This is a genomic window from Kitasatospora sp. NPDC051984 (assembly GCF_044593455.1).
Taxonomy (GTDB): Bacteria; Actinomycetota; Actinomycetes; order Streptomycetales; family Streptomycetaceae; genus Kitasatospora.
Window position 1 is genome coordinate 1 of record NZ_JBIUCB010000048.1, and the last position, 17,623, is coordinate 17,623.

Sequence of the window (17,623 nt, forward strand, 5' to 3'; positions counted from 1 at the left end):
TACGTCATGCTCGACCGCACCGGCCGCGTCCAGCTCCCCGCCAAGTTCCTCGCCGCCCTCGGCATGGAACACCGGGTCGCCGCCGACCTCGCCGCCGACCACATCGCCCTGTACCCGGACGACACCGACCAGGACTAACCGCTGGGCGGCGCAGCGCAGTTGGGTTGTGGCCGAGGTGGTGGCGGGCGGTGCGGGCGGTGGGCTTCGCCGGGCCGTGGTGGCGGCTTCCGGATCCGCCCGAGCGCCCGACCGGATCTGCGGATGCGTCAGTAGGAGCGGGGCAGGCCCAGGGTGTGCTGGGCGACGTAGTTGAGGATCATTTCGCGGCTGACGGGGGCGACCCGGCCGACCCGGGTGGCGGTGATCAGGGCGGCGAGGCCGTACTCCTGGGTGAGGCCGTTGCCGCCGAGGGTCTGGACGGCCTGGTCGACGGCTCGGCAGGAGGCTTCGCCGGCCGCGTACTTGGCCATGTTGGCGGCCTCGCCGGCGGCCAGGTCGTCGCCCGCGTCGTAGAGGTGGGCGGCCTTCTGGGTCATCAGGCGGGCGAGTTCGACCTCGATGGCGCACTGGGCGAGCGGGTGCGCGATGCCCTGGTGGGCGCCGATCGGCTTGTCCCAGACGGTGCGGGTGCGGGCGTAGCCGACGGCGGTGTCGAGGGCGTACCGGGCGATGCCGAGGGTGAAGGCGGCGGTCATGATCCGCTCGGGGTTGAGTCCGGCGAACAGTTGCAGCAGCCCGGCGTCCTCGTCGCCGACCAGGGCGTCGGCGGGCAGCCGGACGTCGTCCAGGAAGACCTGGAACTGCCGTTCGGGGGCGGTGAGTTCCATCGGTATGGGGCGGTACTCGAAGCCGGGGGTGTCGCGCGGGACGACGAACAGGGCGGGCTTGAGCTTGCCGGTGCGAGCGTCCTCGGTGCGGCCGACGAACAGGACGGCGTCGGCGTGGTCGATGCCGGAGATGAACACCTTGCGGCCGCTGAGCAGCCAGTCCTCGCCGTCTCGGCGGGCGACGGTGCCGATCCGGTGCGAGTTGGAGCCGGCGTCGGGTTCGGTGATGCCGAACGCCATCACCTTGCTGCCGTCGGCGAGGCCGGGCAGCCAGCGCTGCTTCTGCTCCTCGGTGCCGAACCGGGCGATCACGGTGCCGCAGATCGCGGGCGAGACGATCAGCATCAGCAGTGGGCAGCCGGCTGCTCCCAACTCCTCCAGCACGATGGCGAGTTCGCTGATCCCGGCGCCTCCGCCGCCGAATTCGGCGGGCAGGTTGACGCCGAGGTAGCCCAACTTGGCGGCCTCCGACCAGAGTTCCTCGACGGGCTGATTGGCGCGGGCCTTGCGCTGGAAGTAGTCGCGCCCGTAGCGGCGGCCGAGCGCGGCGACGGCTTCGCGCAGGGCGCGGCGGTCCTCGGACTCGATCAGCGGGGAGGCGGGTAGCGAGGTGGTGCGCGGTGCGGACATCACGGGGTCCTTCCGGGCGGGGTCGCCGGGCGGCGCGGATCGCACAACCGGCTTTTGGGTACGGGGAGTTGGTTCAGGATTCGGCGCGGACCACGGCGAGGACGGCGCCGGTCTCGACCTGTTGGCCGACGGTGACGGGGAGTTCGGCGAGCATGCCGTCGGCCGGGGCGGCGACCTGGTGTTCCATCTTCATCGCCTCCAGCCAGAGCAGCGGCTGGCCGGCGGTGACGGGCCGGCCCGCCTCGGCGGCGATCCGGACGACCGTGCCGGGCATCGGGGCGAGCAGCGTTCCGGGGGCCAACTGGGCTGCGGGGTCCGGGAATCGGTCGAGGACGGTCAGGGTGTGGTGTTCGGTCGGGCCGTCCACGAAGACCTGGTCGCCGTGTCGGGCGATCCGGTAGCGGCGGCGCAGCGGGCCGACCGCGAGGTCGACGGATTCGGCGGTGCTGCCGAGGAGTTGGACCTCGGGGTGGTCCTCGGCGAGCAGGCCGTCGCGGGTGAGGCGGTAGCGGACGTCGAGTTCGGTGCCGTCGCCGGTGCGGTAGCGCTTGAGTTGCGGCTGGGAGGGGAGGTTGCGCCAGCCGGACGGTCCGGTGCCGGGGTGGCGGGCGGCGTCGGCGAGGGCTGCGGCGAGGGCGGCCAGTGGCGCGGATTTGCCGTCCTGGCCGAGGAGTTGGTCGGCGTGCTCGGTGAGGAAGGCGGTGTGTACGGCGCCGTCCAGGAAGGCCGGGTGGCGCAGTGCGCGGACCAGCAGGTCGCGGTTGGTGGCCGGGCCGTGCAGGCGGGTGCGGGCGAGGGCGTCGGCGAGGCGGCGGGCGGCGGCGCGGCGGGTGGGGGCCCAGGCGATCACCTTGGCGAGCATGGCGTCGTAGTGGACGGTGATCCGGTCGCCGACGGTGCTCGTGCCGGCCGCGCTGCCGGTGCCGGTGCGTTCGCCTATTCCGGCGTCCAGGCGCAGGCCGGCGGGGGCCGGGAGGGTGTCGAACTCGACGTCCACGCCCGGGACTTCGAGCAGGTGCACGGTGCCGGTGGCGGGCTGCCAGTCGCGGGTGGGGTCCTCGGCGTACAGCCGGGCCTCGATCGCGCAGCCCTGGGCGGGCGGCGGGGTGGCGGGGAGCTTCTCGCCTTCGGCGACGGCGAGTTGGAGGGCGACCAGGTCGAGTCCGGTGACGGCTTCGGTGACGGGGTGCTCGACCTGGAGGCGGGTGTTCATCTCCAGGAAGGCGAGTCGTCCGTCGGGGGCGAGCAGGAACTCGGCGGTGCCGGCGCCGCGGTAGCCGATGGCGCGGGCGGCGGCGGTGGCGGCGGTGTGCAGGCGGGTGCGAAGCTCGGGGTCGAGGCCGGGGGCGGGGGCTTCCTCGATCACTTTCTGGTGCCGGCGTTGCAGCGAGCAGTCGCGGTCGCCGACGGCCCAGACGGTGCCGTGCGCGTCGGCCAGCAGCTGGACCTCCAGGTGCCGGCCGGTGGGCAGGTAGGGTTCGCAGAACACCTCGTCGTCGCCGAACGCGGCCGCCGCCTCGGCCCGGGCGGCGGCCAGCGCGGCGGGCAGTTCGGCGAGGGTGCGCACCACCCGCATGCCGCGTCCGCCGCCGCCGGCCGCGGCCTTGACCAGCAGCGGCAGGTCGGCCTCGGCGGGCTCGGGCCCGACGCTCAGCACGGGGACGCCGGCGGCGGCCATCAGCCGTTTGGCGGCGGTCTTGGAGCCCATGGCGGCGATCGCGGCGGGCGGCGGGCCGACCCAGACCAGTCCAGCGTCCTGGACGGCCCGGGCGAACTCCGCGTTCTCGGAGAGGAAGCCGTAGCCGGGGTGGACCGCGTCGGCGCCCGCGTCCAGTGCGGCGCGGATCAGCAGGTCGGCGCGCAGGTAGGTGTCGGCGGGCGCGGCGCCGGGCAGCCGGACGGCGGTGTCGGCCTCCCGGACGTGCCGGGCGTCGGCGTCCGGGTCGGCGTACACGGCGACGGTGGCGATGCCGAGGGTGCGGCAGGTGCGGAAGATCCGGCGGGCGATCTCGCCGCGGTTGGCCACCAGCACAGAGCTGATCATCCGTCAGTTCGCTTTCGCTGTAGGGAAGTTGACCTTACTGGTGGCGCTACATCCGGAACACGCCGTAGCCGCGGGCGCCTTCGACCGGTCCGCTGTGGATCGCGGAGAGGCAGAGGCCGAGCACCGTCCGGGTGTCGCGCGGGTCGATCACCCCGTCGTCGTAGAGCCGGCCGGACAGGAAGGCGGGCAGCGACTCGGCCTCGATCTGCTGCTCGACCATGGCGCGGATGGTGGCGTCGGCGTCCTCGTCGTAGGGCTGGCCCTTGGCGGCGGCGGACTGGCGGGCCACGATCGAGAGCACACCGGCGAGTTGCTGCGGTCCCATCACGGCGGACTTGGCGCTGGGCCAGGCGAACAGGAAGCGCGGGTCGTAGGCGCGGCCGCACATGCCGTAGTGCCCGGCGCCGTAGGAGGCGCCCATCAGGACCGAGATGTGCGGGACGGTGCTGTTCGACACCGCGTTGATCATCATCGCGCCGTGCTTGATGATGCCGCCCTGCTCGTAGTCGCGGCCGACCATGTAGCCGGTGGTGTTGTGCAGGAACAGCAGTGGCCGGTCGCGCTGGTTGGCGAGCTGGATGAACTGGGCCGCCTTCTGCGACTCCTGGCTGAACAGCACGCCCTGCGCGTTCGCCAGGATGCCGACCGGGTACCCGTGGACGGTGGCCCAGCCGGTGGCCAGGCTGCTGCCGTAGAGCGGCTTGAACTCGTCGAAGTCGGAGCCGTCGGCGATCCGGGCGATCACCTCGCGCGGGTCGAACGGTGCCTTCAGGTCGCCGGGGACGATGCCCAGCAGCTCGTCCTCGTCGTACTTCGGCGGATCGTACCAACTCGTCGGCTGTGGGCCGGACTTGCGCCAGTGCAGCCGGTGCACCACCCGGCGGGCGAGGCGCAGCGCGTCGGGTTCGTCGAGGGCGAGGTGGTCGGCCAGGCCGGAGGTGCGGGCGTGCATCTCGGCGCCGCCGAGGGATTCGTCGTCGGACTCCTCGCCGGTGGCCATCTTGACCAGTGGCGGTCCGCCGAGGAACACCTTGGCCCGTTCCTTGACCATGATGACGTGGTCGGACATGCCGGGCACGTACGCGCCGCCGGCCGTGGAGTTGCCGAACACCACGGCCACGGTGGGGATTCCGGCCGCGGAGAGCCGGGTGAGATCGCGGAAGAGTGCGCCGCCCGGGATGAAGATCTCCTTCTGGCTGGGCAGGTCCGCGCCGCCGGACTCCACCAGGTTGACCAGCGGCAGCCGGTTGCGCAGCGCGATCTCGTTGGCCCGCAGGGCCTTGCGCAGCGTCCACGGGTTGGACGAACCGCCGCGCACGGTGGGGTCGTTGGCGGTGATCACGCACTCGGTGCCCTCGATCACGCCGATCCCGGTGACCAGCGACGCGCCGACCGGGTAGTCGCTGCCCCAGGCGGCCAGCGGCGACAGTTCGAGGAACGGCGAGTCCGGGTCGATCAACAGCTCGATCCGCTCCCGGGCCAGCAGTTTGCCCCGACTGCGGTGCCGTTCCACGTACTTGGGCCCGCCACCGGCCAGCGCCTTGGCGTGCTCGGCGTCCAGCGCGGTGAGCTTCTCCCGCATGGCGGCGCGGTTGGCGGTGTACGCGGGCCCGCTGGTGTCCAGCCGGGTGGGCAGTACGGTCACAGCAGTGCCTCCGGGATGTCGAGGTGCCGGGAGCGCAGCCACTCCCCCAGTGCTTTGGCCTGCGGGTCGAACCTGGCCTGGGCGGCGACGCCCTCGCCGAGCAGGCCGCGGATGGTGAAGTTGACGGCGCGGAGGTTCGGCAGCAGGTGTCGCTCGATGGTCAACTGTGCGGTCTCCGGCAGGAGTTCGCGGAGCCTGTCGACGGTCAGGGTGTGTGCGAGCCAGCGCCAGCCGGCCTCGCTGCGGGCCCACACGCCGAGGTTGGCGTCGCCGCCCTTGTCGCCGCTGCGAGCGCCAACGATCAGGCCGAGCGGGGCCCGGCGGGTCGGGCCCTGCTCGGGCTCGGGCGGCAACTTCGCTTCATCGGGAGCGAGTTGTCCCGATCCCACTTGTCCGGGCTGGACGGTGACGGTGGTGCCGCCGGGCAGGTGGGCCAGGTGCTCGACCTCCTTCGCGTCCAACTCCCCTGCCTCGAAGACGCCGTAGGGCGCGGCCGGGGCGGGCGGGGCGGTCAGGTGGAAGCCCGGGTAGCCGGCCAGGCCGAGTTCGACGGCGGCGGCGGTCAGGGCGCGGCCGACCTTGGCCTCCTGCGGGTCGCGGGCGGTGAGCCGGAGCAGCGCGCTGGCCCGCTCCTCGGTGTCGGCGTCCGGGTGGTCGGTGCGGGCCAGCGTCCAGCGCAGTTCGGCCGGCGGGTCGGTCAGGGCCCGAGTCAACTGCCGTTGCACGAAGGCCGATTTGGCCTCGACGTCGAGCCCGGTGAGGACGAACTCCAGCTCGTTGCGATAGCCGCCGATCCGGTTCAGCCCGACCTTGAGGGTGGCCGGCGGGGCCTCGCCGCGCACCCCGTCGATCCGCACCCGGTCCGGCCCGTCCTGGGTGAGCGTCACGGTGTCCAGGCGGGCGGTGACGTCCGGGCCGAGGTAGCGCGGTCCGCCTGTCTCGTACAGGAGTTGGGCGGTGACGGTGCCGATGTTCACCACGCCGCCGGTGCCCGGGTGCTTGGTGATCACGCTGCTGCCGTCGGCGTGCAGTTCGGCGAGCGGGAAGCCGGGGTGGTCGAGGCCCCCGTCGTCCCCGTGTTCGGCGAAGAACGCGTAGTTCCCGCCGGTGGCCTGCGCCCCGCACTCCAGTACGTGCCCGGCCACCACCGCACCTGCCAACGCGTCCAGGTCTCCGGGCGTCCACCCGTAGTGCGCGATCCCCGGCCCGACCACCAGCGCGGCATCGGTCACCCGTCCCGTCACCACCACGTCCGCGCCGCCGCGCAGGCACTCGGCGATGCCGAACGCCCCCAGGTACGCGTTGGCGGCGAGCAGCGGGCGCCGCGGGTCCTCGCCCGTCCAGCCGAACTCAGGGGCTCGGGGCAGTAGTTCGTCGCCCGTCACGTAGCCGATCCGGGCCTGCACGCCCTGCCGGCCGGCGAGTTCCCCGAGCGCTTCGGCCAGCCGCGCCGGATTGAGGCCGCCCGCGTTGACGACGATCCGCACCCCGCGGTCGATCGCCTCCGCGAGGCACTCCTCGGCCTGCCGCAGGAACGTCCGCGCATACCCCCGCTGCGGGTCGCGCAGCCGGTCGCGGGCCAGGATCAGCATCGTCAACTCGGCCAGGTAGTCGCCCGTCAGCACGTCCAGCGGGCCACCGGTCAGCATCTCCCGGAACGCGGCGAACCTGTCCCCGTAGAACCCCGAAGCATTGCCGATCCGCAGCACGAAGCCTCCCAACTCCCGGCCGTCCGACCACCGTTCGCGATCCGTTCGCGTTCCGGTCGCGTTCCGGTCGCGTTCCGGTCGCGTTCCGGTCGCGACCGAGCGTGGCACTGGCCCGCCGACAAATCAAGCACGCGTGCTTGTTTTTCTGCCGGCAGTGGCCCGCCCGCCCGCCTGTCAAGCAAAACTGACGTTTCGTCGGTTTTGCGGAGGAAATCCACCGGCGAGGAGACGGCCTCGGGCATGCTGAGCCTGCTGTGATCGACCACCTTCCGGAGGAGTGAGCATGTCGAACATCCCTGCTGATCTGCGGTTTGCCGAGTCCCACGAGTGGGCGCGTCTGGAGGCCGACGGCACCGTGCTGATCGGAATCAGCGACCACGCCCAGAAGGCGCTCGGCGACGTGGTGTTCGTGGAACTGCCGGAGGTGGGGAAGGCCCTCAAGGCCGGCAACCCGGCCGGAGTGGTCGAGTCGGTCAAGGCCGCATCGGACATCTACGCGCCGATCGGCGGCAAGGTGCTCGCCGTCAACGAGGAGTTGAACGAGAGCCCGGAACTCCTCAACGACGAGCCCTACGACGCCTGGATCTTCAAGCTCCAGCCGACCGACAAGTCCGACCTCAAGAACCTGCTGGACGCGGCCGGCTACAAGAAGGTCATCGGCGAATAGCCGTCCGGCCGGACCCGACGGGCCCGGCTGCGGCCCGCACACGGCCGGGGCCCGCGCACAGCTGCCCGGAACTGAGCTCCGCCCCCGGACGTCTTCTCCCGACAACGGCGACCGGTGATCATGAATGCCACCGGCGCCCCCATCGGAGGAGCATCGTGGCTGACGGCAGGTCGGAAACCGGTTCACCCGCGCGGAGACGGTGGTGGCGTCCGACGCTGACCACCCTGTGCGGCCTGCTGCTGCTCGGACCGGCCGCCCTCGCGGCGGTCCGGATCCTGGGCCTGGACGACGGGACCGTCCTCGCCCTGCCGATGGCCGGGCTGCAGTACGCCGCTCTGCTCACGCTGCTGCTGACGGCGGCGCTGGCCGCGCTGCGCCGCCGCTGGCTCGCGGGCCTGGCGGCCGTCCTGGTCGGGCTGCAACTGTGGTGGCTGGTACCGCGGTTCGTCCCGGACGGGACGGAGGTGCCGGCCGGTGCGCCGCGACTGCGGGTGGCCACCAGCAACGCCTACATGGGCAACATCTCACCGAAGGCGCTGGTCGACCTGGTCCGGTCGCAACGCCTGGACGCGCTGGCCGTCGAGGAGTTGAGCGGTTCGGCGGCGGACGCGCTGGACGCGGCGGGCATCCGCGAGCTGCTTCCGCACCGGGAGCTGCCGGACGGCACCGACACCGCGATCTACACCCGCCTGCCCGTGACGGCGGCCGCCGACCCGGCCTGGCCGACCACCAACGTGACGATCACCGTGGACGGCCGGCCGGTCCAACTCGTGGCGGTGCACACGTACTACCCCCTGGGCGACGCCCGCAAGTGGGCGGCCGGAATGCACGCACTGCGGGACGCCGTGCCGGGCCGCAACCACAACGCGGTACTGCTGGGCGACTTCAACGCGACCCTCGACCACGCACCGATGCGGAGCCTGCTGGCCACCGGACTGACGGACACGCACGAGGAGTTGGGGGCCGGGCTGCTCCCGACCTGGCCGGAGCACAACCTCGACCTCCCGTACCTGCCGCCGATGCTCCAGATCGACCACGTCCTGCACGGCCCGGCGCTGCTCCCGGTGTCGATCGAGGAACACACCCTGGCCCGGACGGACCACCGCGCGGTGGTGGCCGAACTCGCCGTCCGCGACAGCTGACCTCCGGAACGACGGGTAGCGTGCGGGGGAAAATGATCAAGCGAAGCCGGTCGCGCTCGACGTCGGCCAGCAGGCGCAGCAGCCGCAATTTCCGTCGGGCCGCACCACCGGCCGGCGGGCGAGGGAGGGCAACGTGAGCGCGGGTACCGGTCGGAGGCTTGTGCTGGTTCGGCACGCGCAGGCGGAGCGGGAGACGGCGGTCGATCAGGAGCGGCGTCTCGACGGGCCGGGGCGGGCGGAGGCGTTCGCGGCCGGCCGGTGGCTCGCGGGTTTCGGTGTCGCGCCGGATCTCGCGCGGGTGTCCGCCGCCCGACGGACCAGGGAGACCTGGGAGTGCGTGGGCGCGGCGCTGTCGCGGCTGCCCGAGACGGTCCACGAGCAGGGGCTTTACGACCTCAGCGTGGAGATCCACCGGCGGGCGAACGGTATCGACGAGCTGGTGACGCTGCTGCGGGGGACGTCCGACGAGGTGGGCGAGCTGGTCGTGGTCGGGCACAGTCCGAGCCTGCCCGAGCTGGTCGGGCTTCTCGTCGGAACGGTTCTCGCCGGAACGGCCGGCGGCGCACTCGCGCAGCGGGTGGCGGATTCCGGGTTCCCGACCGCCTCGGTGGCCGTCCTGGAGTTCGACGGTTCCTGGCAGGACCTCGGGCCCGGCGCCGCACGGATCACCGGCTTCTGGGCGCCGACGCAGGATGCCCGGCCCAGTGGCGGGCCGGGCATCGGGTGACGGCGGGCCGTCAGTCGAGGCAGAACTCGTTGCCCTCGACGTCCTGCATGTTCTGGCAGGACTCGTTGACCCCGTCGGCGATCAGGAGCTGCCCGCGGGTCGCGCCGAGGGCTTCGAGGCGGGCGCATTCGGCTTCGAGGGCGGCGAGGCGCTCCGCGCCGACCAGGCCGGTGCCGATCCGGACGTCGAGGTGGACGCGGTTCTTGACGACCTTGCCCTCGGGGACGCGCTGGAAGTACATCCGCGGGCCGACACCCTCCGGGTCGCTGGCCACGAACCAGGATCCGCGCGTCTCGGCCGGCTGCGCCTCCTGGTACGCGTCCCAGCTGTCGAAGCCCTCCGGCACGGCCGGGGGAACGTAACCGAGCGCCTCGCACCAGAAGCGGCCGACGCGCTCCGGCTCGGCGCAGTCGAAGGTGACCTGGAACTTCTTGACCGTTGGCATCGCGCCACCGTAGCAGCAGCCGATCTTGCCCTCGACCGAATTAAGCGGCGGCGCCGGACAGTTGACGCCGGCGGGCGTCAGCCGCGGGTGGCCTCGAAGGTCCACACCTCGTCGGCGGCGGTCGGCGCGCTGCCGCCCGGTAGCCGCCGTGCACGGTGATCCCGGTGAAGCCGGCCCGCTGCGGCATCGCGCGGAACTCCTCCAGGCCGAACCGGAGCAGCGAGAAGATCTGCGGTTCGGTCCGAGCCGGCGCGCCGTCCTTCCACAGCTCGCAGCGGACCCAGCTGGTGACGCGCTGCTGCACGGGGCCGACCTGCCGGTCCCAGGTGGCGAGGGTGAGCAGCTCCTCGCCGTTCCACCGGTGGGTCACCCTGCCGGTGGGCGCCTCCAGCGCGGGCGGTTCGACGTCGACGAGGAGGCGGCCGCCGGGGCGAGGCTCTCGTGCATGGTGCGCAGCGCGGCGCCGGCGCTCTCCCGGTCGGGGAGCAGCGCGAAGGATCCGGTGGGGATCACGATCGCCTGGTACGTCCCGGGCTTCGAGTGAGCGGGGGACGGAGCGGCGACATGTCGGTGCGTCGTGTGATGCTCCGTCGTATGGGAACGCTGATCGGCTACTTCGCCGCCACTGACGATGACGACGCCCTGGGGGCGATCGTCCGGGACGACGACGAGCCCTTCGGGGCGGGGTACGACGAGGTGGTGGTGAAGGGCATCGATCCGGTCGTGATGCTCGAGCCCGCCGAGGAGTTGGTGACGGGCCGCTCGCCCGCCGAACTCCGGGCGGACCCGCGGCGCGCGGCGCTGGTCGGCATGATCGAGGACGGCGAGGTGGTGGTGCTGGCCCTGTCGGACGCGTTCCGGGACGCGCTGGCGCAGCACGAGGACGCCGCGTTGCGCGAGGTCGCCGAGCGGTGGGCGGTGGCCGAGGGCGTCCACTACGAGCCGGCCGACCTCGCCGATTTCCTGCGGGAGTTGGCCGGGCTCGCGTCGCGGGCGGTGGCCGGCGGTGCTCGGCTGTACTGCTGGGCCTGCGCCTGAGGGCGGACGGTAGGGTCGGGCGGCATGACGGTCGATGCGGTGTTGCGTGGTGCGGTGGCCCTGCCGGGCGGGCGGGAGTTGGTGCTCGGGTTCGGGTGGGAGGGGCGCCCGGGTGCGCGCCGCGCGGTGCTGCGGGACGCGGCGCGGCTGGCGGTGTTCGAGCTGGACGCGGTGTTCGGCGGGCGGCCGGAGCCGTCCGTCACCTTTCCGCTGCCGTGGCCGGGCTGGTCGGGCGGGGTGCATTCGGTGAGCCCGGACGGCGCGTTCGCCGCGTTCTCGGGGCAGCGCGCCGTCCGGGCCGTGAACCGTGACGGCTCGACCCGGTGGGAGTACCGGCATGCCTGCTGGGGGCCGGAGGTGGGGCATCCGCACAGCGGGGACGAGCAGCAGGTGTGCGAGGGTTCCGAGCACGGTTCCTGCCGGATCTCGGACGACGGCCTGCTGGTGTGGGCGCACGTTCCGGTGTCGGGCCCGGGCGAGGACGACTACGCGGAGGCGTGGGTGGTGCTGGACGCCGAGGACGGCCGGGAGCTGGCCCGCCTGCCGCTGGAGTCCGTCGCGGAGGGCTCGCACCAGCAGTCGCACCCGGACACCGGCCACGTGGGCCTGTGCGTCGGTATGGGGCAGGACGGCATCGGCCTGTACTGGGCGCGCTGGGACGGCGAACGGCTGCGCGACGTCCGCGTGGAGGAGGTCGGCGAGCGCATCCTGACCGACGTCCACCCCGAGCGTCCCGCCTACCTGACCGTGCAGCACGACGGCTGGGACGTCCAGCTGCACGACCTGGACGGCACGCTGCTCGCCGAGGGCACACCCCCGCCGTCCACCGACCCGGACAGCCCGGCCGGCTGGGACTGGCAGTGCGGCTTCGTCGACCCGCACACCGTCCTCGTCTCCACCCTTGACTACGACGACGACGGCGCCCACTGGCTGCTGGACGCCGCCACCCTCACCCTCCGCAACCGACTCACCTACCCACCCGGCCACACCCCGGGCTACGCCCGCCCCCTCGGCGACGGCACCTGGCTGACCTTCGAACCACGCTCCGGCCTCGTCCACCGCTGGTCGCTCGCGCCCACCGGCTGAGCGACCCGGCCTGTCGGCGGGATGCGGCATGCTCCGGCCATGCTTCTGATGACGACCGAGCGCGGGCTGTCGCTGCCCGATCCGGGGCCGACGGCGCTGAGCCGGCAGGTGGCCGCCCTCCGCTGCGGGGACTCGTACCTGATCGTCGAGCGGACCGGCGCGGATGAGCCGGCCGGCGACTGGTACGTGCAGGTCCGGTACCTGCGGGACAGCGAGCGCTACCAGCTGGAGTACCGCGACGGCGTCCCGTCCGAGCACTACCTCGCGGTGACGGACTCCCCGGCCGCGGTGGTCGGCGTCCTGGTCGGCTGGTCTGCGGGCCTCCCGGCCTGGCGGCGGAGCCTCGACTGGACGCCCGTGGGGCACTGGTTCACCCACTGACCCCGGACCGGTCAGAGGAGCCAGAGGCCGAAGCCGGTGACCAGGATGCCGGTGGCGATCAGGAGCGGGCCGAGGAGGTGGTCGCGCGGGCGGTCGGTGCCGGGGCGGATCCGGATGGTGGAGGCCAGGCCGATGCCGAAGAGCAGGACGCCGAGCGGGGTCAGGACCACCCAGAGCAGGGGCGCGACAGCGTAACCGGAGATCATCGGGCCGTCTGCTGGGTGGCGGCCGGTCGGGGGCGCTCGCCGGGCGCAGATGGGGCGTGGGGTGCGGCCATGGTGGGTCCTCCTGCGGTGTTCCGCACGACGCTACCTCCGCCCGTAACAAGACTCCGCCACGGATTGGCAAAGCCTTCACCGCGACCGTCGGGCGGTCGGGCGGGTTCCGGTTTTTGACGGGGCGTCAGCTCGTACACGCGGTCCAACCGGCGGCAACGGGCGTCGTTCGATTCCCAGCGAACGCCCAGGAAACTCCCGGCCCGCTCGTAGGGGGGTTCCGCGAGGGTTGCGCGGGTGGTGAGGAGAACGCGACGAGTGCGCGGCGGCTCTGCGGAGGTCGTGCGCAAAAGGCCCCCGGCCCCGGTCCGGCACCACTTTGCCGAAACCGGGGCCGGGGGCCCGGGGGAAATCGGGGATCAGCCGACCGGGACGGTGGTCGGCGTCGCGTTGACGGCGACGGCCCCTTGCTTCGCGGCGCGGGCCGCGGCCCGGCGGGCGACGAAACGGTTCACCAGGGCGACCGCCACCCAGGCGTAGGCCCAGCCGACCAGCACGTCGATGATGAAGTGCTCGCCGCCGTAGACCAGCGTGAAGCCCATGGCCAGGGGGTACGCGGCAAGCAGCACCCGCAGGGTGCGGCCGGCCCGGGGCCAGAACACCAGGGCGATCATCATCGGGTACGCGGAGTGCAGCGAGGGCATCGCGGCGACGTCGTTGGCGAAGCGGCTGCCGTTCTCGAAGATGGTGCCGGCCCGGTGCAGGCCGCTGTTCTCCAGGACGGTGTTGACTATCCGGTCGACGGCCGGCATGTGGTTCTCGATCCCGGCCAGCCACGGCGGCACGGCCGGGTACAGCACGTAGGTGAGGAAGCCGGCGAAGGTGATGGACAGGTAGCAGGCGAGGAAGTGCCGGAACCGGGCGTGGTTGCGCTTCCAGAGGACGGCGAGTATCACGAACACCGCGAAGAAGTGCGACATGTACACGCTGACTATTACGTAGTCGTACCACTGCGGCCGGCCTGGGTGGTAGAGCAGGTGCTGAAGGCGCACCGTCCACGTCTCGCCGAAGCCGAGGACCTTGTCGAAGGCGAGCTGGGGCGCGTAGTGCGGCTGCCAGGGCGTGTGCGCGCCGTAGCCTCTGAGCAGCGAGTACGCCCAGACCACGGCCATCACCGGCACCCAGTCGCGCAGCACGTACAGCCAGCCCTTGCGGCCGCCGCTGTGCACGGACGCGGCGACCAGCGCGCCGATCAGCCAGAGGAAGACCACGTCGTTGGCGTACGGCAGTCCGTAGACCGCGAGGTACCACCAGAAGGTGAGGGCGAACAGGGGCCAGGCAACGTGCCGGGGGCGGAGTCTGGTCACCAGATTGACCATCAGCGAGCGTGACCGGGCTGCCAAGTGGGACGAGTCGATCATGCGTCACGAAGCTAGCAAGACCGTCTTTGAGAAACCTCGAGCCGCGCGACCGGGCTCCCAGTGAATTCCCAGACGGCACACGGACGGGCCACGAGGGTGAGCCGCCTCCCCCGACACGCCCCTCCGGTCCGCCCCGGGGGCCCGGCCGGCCCGGCGCTACCGGGTGGCCAGGCGGGGAAAGCGCCCGGTCTCAGCCGAGCCGGACAGACTCGCCGACGGCGATGCGGGTGTAGCGGGCGTCCGCCTCGCCGTCGAGCCAGCCGTCGAAGTTCTCCCTGCCGGCCTCGCTGTGGTAGGCGTCGTGGATCGGGACGACCTGCCCGGGGCGGACGGCGCGCACCATCTCGATCGCCCCGCGCATCGTCAGCCACGGCCCGGTGGTGGGCAGCAGCAGGGCGTGCACCTCCTGGTCGGGGACGTGCAGCGAGTCGCCCGGGTGGTAGACGCCCTCGACCAGGTAGCCGAGGTTCGGGCAGTCCGGGTAGTTGTCGATCACCTGGGCGTGCCGCCCGCCGACGGCGCGCACCGCGAAGCCGCCGGCCTCGAAGCGCTCCCCCACCGCCAACGCCCGGACGCCGTCGCCCAGTTCGGCCGCGACGTCCTCGGGGGCGAACACCTCGAGTGCCGGGTCGGCCTTCCGGGCCGCCGCCAGCAGCTCGTGGTCCACGTGGTCGCGGTGACCGTGGGTGATCAGCACGGCGCGGACTCCCGCGAAGGCTTCCGGCGCCGTCCAGCACCCCGGGTCGATCAATACGGACTTCTCGCCGTCCTCGATCCGGACGCACGCGTGGGCATACTTCGTCAGCAGCATCCGGTCAACGTACCGGCCCCTCCGGAGAGCCGCCTCCCTTTTTTCCCACGCCCCCTGACGCCTCGTCAGCGCCGGGGGGCTCCGGGAATCGTCAGCGCGTCGCGGCCGCGCGCAGGCGCTTCTTGTCCGGCTTGCCGACGGGCGTCAGCGGGATCTCGTCGACCAGGTGGAGCACCTCGGGGGCGTAGATCCGCCCCTTGCGGGCGGTGACGAAGGCGCGGAGTTCGTCCAGGTGCGGCTGTCGGCCGGGGGCGGGGACGACGGCGACGTGGACGTGCTCGGTCTCCTGCTCGTCGCGGACGCCGAAGACCGCGCAGCGGGCGACCGCCGGGTGGGTGAGCAGGAGGTCCTCGACCTCGGAGGGGTAGACGTGCCCGCCGACCACGATGATCAGGTCCTTGACCCGGTCGGAGAGGTGGAGGAAGCCGTCCTCGTCGAGGTAGCCGACGTCTCCGGTGTTCAGCCAGCCGTCCCGGAGCACCTCGGCGGTGAGGTCGGGCCGCTTCCAGTACCCGGCCATCAGGGTGTCGGAGTGCACGTGGATCTCGCCCTGCTCGCCGGCCGGCAGGTCGGCGCCGTCGAGTCCGCGGATCGCCACCTCGACGCCCGGCAGGGGGCGGCCGACCGGGACGGGTTCGCCGTTGGTGATCCGGTCGTGGTCCTCGGGGGCGAGCACGGTGATCAGCTGGGCCTCCGACATCCCGTAGCCGCCGACCAGGACCGGCCCGAAGACCTTGAGCGCCTCGCGCAGCCGGGTCGGCGAGGCCGCGCTGCCGCCGTAGATGATCTGCCGGAGGCTGGACAGGTCGGTGCGGCCGATCGCCGGGTGGTCGAGCAGCTGGTGGAGCAGCGCGGGCAGCACCCAGAACTCGGTGATGCGTTCGCGTTCGACGGCCCGCAGGACGGCGCCGGGGTCGAAGGAGCGCAGCAGGACCACCGTGCCGCCGCGGTACAGGGTCATGTCGGCGAGGACGCCGGAGAGGTGGGCGAGCGGGGTGGCGGCGAGCAGGCGGGGCGCACCCTCGGCGGGGTCGCTGCCGACCGGGGCGTCGAAGATGCTGCGGTAGGGCCCGTGCAGGCTGAGGATGCCCTTCGGGATGCCGGTGGTGCCGCCGGTGTGGCGGATGTTGAGGTCGTCCTCGGGGCCGATCCGGACGTCCGGCGGTTCGGCGGGGCGGTGGGCGGAGGCGGCGATCACGTCCTCCGCGACGGCGCTGCCCGGGCCGAGGGCGAGGATGGTCGGGACGTCGATCAGCGGGATCAACTCGGGTGCGTCGGCGTACCGTTCGGCGTCGATCAGCAGCACGCCGGTGTCCACGCTGGTGGTGATCTCGGCCAGGATCGGGGCGCTCATGCCGTCGTACAGGTTCACCACCCGGGCACCGGCGAGGCCCGCCGCGAACCGGGCGCTCAGCGCCTCGGGGGTGTTGCCGGTCAGCAGGGTGACGGTGGTGCCGCGGGTGACGCCGCGGGCGATCAGTTCGTGGGCGAGGCGGTAGGTGGCGGCGGCGAACTCGCCGGCGATGATCTCGGTGCCGTCGGCGGCGACGACGGCCCGCCGATGGGGGTCGGTGGCGAGGGACCGGAGGACTGTCGCGGGACCGCTGACGAACTCCGCGTCGGGCATGGCTACTTCTTCGTTGTGGTTGGCAACCATGGCCTCAGGCTAACCCCGCAGGGCCGCCGCGCCGGGGAGGGATTGCGGGGAATTGGCGCGAACTGTCCGTCACCGGCGCATTTCTGACAGTGCGTCAGGTCAATGTTTCGGGGCTGACGATGGTGCAGATGCCGTCCGTGCCGCACGCGGCGGGATCGGTGCTCGCGGCGGGATCGGTGCTCGCGGCGCGCGCGGCGAGGCCGCGCAGCGCCTCCCGGGTGGCGGCAAGGTCGGCCATCCGCCGCTCGATGTCGGCGAGGTGCTCGTGGAGGAGATCGGTGACGTGGGCGCACGGCGCGTGGCCGTCGTCGCGCAGCACGAGCACCGAGCGGATCTCGGCGAGCGTGAGGCCCGCCCGCCGCGCGTCGCGGACGAAGGTGAGCCGGGTCACCGCGGTGTCCGGGTAGTCCCGGTAGCCGCCCGGGGTGCGCGGCGGCGCGGGCAGCAGGCCGCTGTCCTCGTAGAAGCGGATGGTCTTGGTCGTCAGCCCCGCTCGGGCGGCGAGGTCGCCGATGCGCATGCTCTCCACGCTGACGCTTGACCTTCCAGCGCGGTGGAAGGTCTAGCCTCGGACGACGACCCGGAGGAGTGGAGGACTCGCCCATGCGCATCACGGTGCTGACGGTGGCGGACTGCCCGAACGCGCGCCCCGCGCTGGACTTGGTGACCGGCGCGCTGGCCGGACGGGAGGCCGAGGTGAGCCTGGTCGAGGTGGCCGACGAGGCCGAGGCCGCCCGGCTGGGCATGTACGGCTCGCCGACCGTCCTGATCGACGGCGCCGACCCGTTCGCCCCGCCCGGCGCGGAGCCCAGCCTGTCCTGCCGCCTCTACTGGCACGCGGACGGCACGATGTCCGGCCTGCCGGACGCCGCCGTCCTCCGCCAGGCCCTCGCCGGGCAGGCCGCCCCGGCGCAGCACGGCGGGGCCGCGGACTGCTGCTCGACCGGCTGACCGGCTCGGGCCTGGCCGACCGGTCCTGTCGGATGACCCGGCGGCACGCGCTCGGCAAGATCGGCCGGCCAGGCCGCCCCGGCGCAGCACGGCAGGGCCGCGGACTGCTGCTCGACCGACTGACCGACTCGGGCACGGCAGGGCCGCGGACTGCTGCTCGACCGACTGACCGGCCCGGGCACGGCAGGGCCGCGGACTGCTGCTCGACCGACTGACCGGCCCGGGCC

The 17,623-nt window shown here is 72.8% G+C and carries 20 protein-coding genes; 8 read left to right on the forward strand and 12 right to left on the reverse strand.

Annotation, left to right across the window (positions count from 1 at the left end):
• The first annotated feature begins 6 nt into the window (after nt 1-6).
• Nucleotides 7-138 carry a hypothetical protein gene (locus ACIHEI_RS36850; RefSeq protein ID WP_392955112.1) on the forward strand — a complete coding sequence of 44 codons (132 nt, stop codon included), beginning with the start codon at nt 7-9 and terminating at the stop codon, nt 136-138.
• A 128-nt stretch (nt 139-266) separates the two neighbouring features.
• Here ACIHEI_RS36850 and ACIHEI_RS36855 read toward each other — a convergent pair whose 3' ends face one another.
• The 4 genes from ACIHEI_RS36855 to ACIHEI_RS36870 form a co-directional block, all read right to left on the reverse strand.
• Entirely contained in the window at nt 267-1,457 is a 1,191-nt protein-coding gene (locus ACIHEI_RS36855) for an acyl-CoA dehydrogenase family protein (protein ID WP_396609900.1), read from the reverse strand.
• Nucleotides 1,458-1,530: 73 nt separating this feature from the next.
• A complete protein-coding gene (locus tag ACIHEI_RS36860) occupies nt 1,531-3,501 on the reverse strand; it encodes an acetyl/propionyl/methylcrotonyl-CoA carboxylase subunit alpha (RefSeq protein ID WP_396609901.1) in 1,971 nt (656 codons plus the stop codon).
• Between the two features lie 46 nt (nt 3,502-3,547).
• A complete protein-coding gene (locus tag ACIHEI_RS36865) occupies nt 3,548-5,146 on the reverse strand; it encodes an acyl-CoA carboxylase subunit beta (protein ID WP_396609902.1) in 1,599 nt (532 codons plus the stop codon).
• Nucleotides 5,143-6,795 (reverse strand): acyclic terpene utilization AtuA family protein, encoded by a 1,653-nt coding sequence (locus ACIHEI_RS36870; protein ID WP_396609915.1) that lies wholly within the window; start codon nt 6,793-6,795, stop codon nt 5,143-5,145. Before ACIHEI_RS36870 ends, ACIHEI_RS36865 begins: the two co-directional genes overlap by 4 nt.
• Nucleotides 6,796-7,138: 343 nt before the next feature.
• On the opposite strand from ACIHEI_RS36870, the gene gcvH reads away from it, so the two are divergent.
• The 3 genes from gcvH to ACIHEI_RS36885 all read left to right on the forward strand — a co-directional run bounded on the left by gcvH (nt 7,139) and on the right by ACIHEI_RS36885 (nt 9,391).
• A complete protein-coding gene (gene gcvH, locus ACIHEI_RS36875) occupies nt 7,139-7,522 on the forward strand; it encodes a glycine cleavage system protein GcvH (protein ID WP_396609903.1) in 384 nt (127 codons plus the stop codon).
• 155 nt (nt 7,523-7,677) lie between these two features.
• Nucleotides 7,678-8,664, forward strand: coding sequence for an endonuclease/exonuclease/phosphatase family protein (locus ACIHEI_RS36880; RefSeq protein WP_396609904.1), 987 nt, complete (start codon nt 7,678-7,680; stop codon nt 8,662-8,664).
• Nucleotides 8,665-8,797: 133 nt separating this feature from the next.
• Nucleotides 8,798-9,391, forward strand: coding sequence for a SixA phosphatase family protein (locus ACIHEI_RS36885; protein WP_396609905.1), 594 nt, complete (start codon nt 8,798-8,800; stop codon nt 9,389-9,391).
• Nucleotides 9,392-9,401: 10 nt separating this feature from the next.
• On the opposite strand, the gene ACIHEI_RS36890 is transcribed toward ACIHEI_RS36885, so the two are convergent.
• Genes ACIHEI_RS36890 through ACIHEI_RS36900 form a run of 3 tightly spaced genes read right to left on the reverse strand, consistent with a single transcriptional unit; the run spans nt 9,402 to nt 10,349 of the window.
• The gene (locus ACIHEI_RS36890; protein WP_387641241.1) at nt 9,402-9,836 is read right to left on the reverse strand and encodes a VOC family protein; all 435 of its coding nucleotides are present in this window, start codon (nt 9,834-9,836) and stop codon (nt 9,402-9,404) included.
• Nucleotides 9,837-9,876: 40 nt separating this feature from the next.
• Nucleotides 9,877-10,206 (reverse strand): hypothetical protein, encoded by a 330-nt coding sequence (locus tag ACIHEI_RS36895; RefSeq protein ID WP_396609906.1) that lies wholly within the window; start codon nt 10,204-10,206, stop codon nt 9,877-9,879.
• Complete coding sequence (locus tag ACIHEI_RS36900) at nt 10,203-10,349, reverse strand: hypothetical protein (protein ID WP_396609907.1); 147 nt, start codon at nt 10,347-10,349, stop codon at nt 10,203-10,205. Before ACIHEI_RS36900 ends, ACIHEI_RS36895 begins: the two co-directional genes overlap by 4 nt.
• An 81-nt stretch (nt 10,350-10,430) precedes the next feature.
• Here ACIHEI_RS36900 and ACIHEI_RS36905 point away from each other — a divergent pair, with 81 nt between their 5' ends.
• From ACIHEI_RS36905 to ACIHEI_RS36915, 3 genes are read left to right on the forward strand one after another with little or no spacing between them, the layout of a single operon-like run.
• Nucleotides 10,431-10,874 carry a hypothetical protein gene (locus tag ACIHEI_RS36905; RefSeq protein ID WP_392951521.1) on the forward strand — a complete coding sequence of 148 codons (444 nt, stop codon included), beginning with the start codon at nt 10,431-10,433 and terminating at the stop codon, nt 10,872-10,874.
• A gap of 24 nt (nt 10,875-10,898) precedes the next feature.
• Nucleotides 10,899-11,960 (forward strand): hypothetical protein, encoded by a 1,062-nt coding sequence (locus ACIHEI_RS36910; protein ID WP_396609908.1) that lies wholly within the window; start codon nt 10,899-10,901, stop codon nt 11,958-11,960.
• Nucleotides 11,961-11,999: 39 nt separating this feature from the next.
• The gene (locus tag ACIHEI_RS36915) at nt 12,000-12,341 is read left to right on the forward strand and encodes a hypothetical protein (RefSeq protein WP_396609909.1); all 342 of its coding nucleotides are present in this window, start codon (nt 12,000-12,002) and stop codon (nt 12,339-12,341) included.
• Between the two features lie 11 nt (nt 12,342-12,352).
• Here the strand turns inward: ACIHEI_RS36915 and ACIHEI_RS36920 are convergent, their stop codons facing one another.
• The 5 genes from ACIHEI_RS36920 to ACIHEI_RS36940 all read right to left on the reverse strand — a co-directional run bounded on the left by ACIHEI_RS36920 (nt 12,353) and on the right by ACIHEI_RS36940 (nt 16,965).
• Nucleotides 12,353-12,547 carry a hypothetical protein gene (locus ACIHEI_RS36920; protein WP_387641232.1) on the reverse strand — a complete coding sequence of 65 codons (195 nt, stop codon included), beginning with the start codon at nt 12,545-12,547 and terminating at the stop codon, nt 12,353-12,355.
• A gap of 428 nt (nt 12,548-12,975) precedes the next feature.
• Nucleotides 12,976-13,923 (reverse strand): phosphatase PAP2 family protein, encoded by a 948-nt coding sequence (locus ACIHEI_RS36925; protein WP_396609910.1) that lies wholly within the window; start codon nt 13,921-13,923, stop codon nt 12,976-12,978.
• A gap of 244 nt (nt 13,924-14,167) precedes the next feature.
• Nucleotides 14,168-14,788 carry an MBL fold metallo-hydrolase gene (locus tag ACIHEI_RS36930; RefSeq protein ID WP_396609911.1) on the reverse strand — a complete coding sequence of 207 codons (621 nt, stop codon included), beginning with the start codon at nt 14,786-14,788 and terminating at the stop codon, nt 14,168-14,170.
• A gap of 91 nt (nt 14,789-14,879) precedes the next feature.
• Nucleotides 14,880-16,445: an AMP-binding protein gene (locus tag ACIHEI_RS36935; protein WP_396609912.1), complete on the reverse strand. Its 1,566-nt coding sequence runs from the start codon at nt 16,443-16,445 to the stop codon at nt 14,880-14,882.
• 94 nt (nt 16,446-16,539) lie between these two features.
• On the reverse strand, nt 16,540-16,965 hold the full coding sequence (locus ACIHEI_RS36940) for a heavy metal-responsive transcriptional regulator (protein WP_396609913.1): 426 nt from the start codon (nt 16,963-16,965) through the stop codon (nt 16,540-16,542).
• Nucleotides 16,966-17,048: 83 nt separating this feature from the next.
• Here ACIHEI_RS36940 and ACIHEI_RS36945 point away from each other — a divergent pair, with 83 nt between their 5' ends.
• On the forward strand, nt 17,049-17,396 hold the full coding sequence (locus ACIHEI_RS36945; RefSeq protein WP_396609914.1) for an alkylmercury lyase: 348 nt from the start codon (nt 17,049-17,051) through the stop codon (nt 17,394-17,396).
• Nucleotides 17,397-17,623 lie beyond the last annotated feature (227 nt).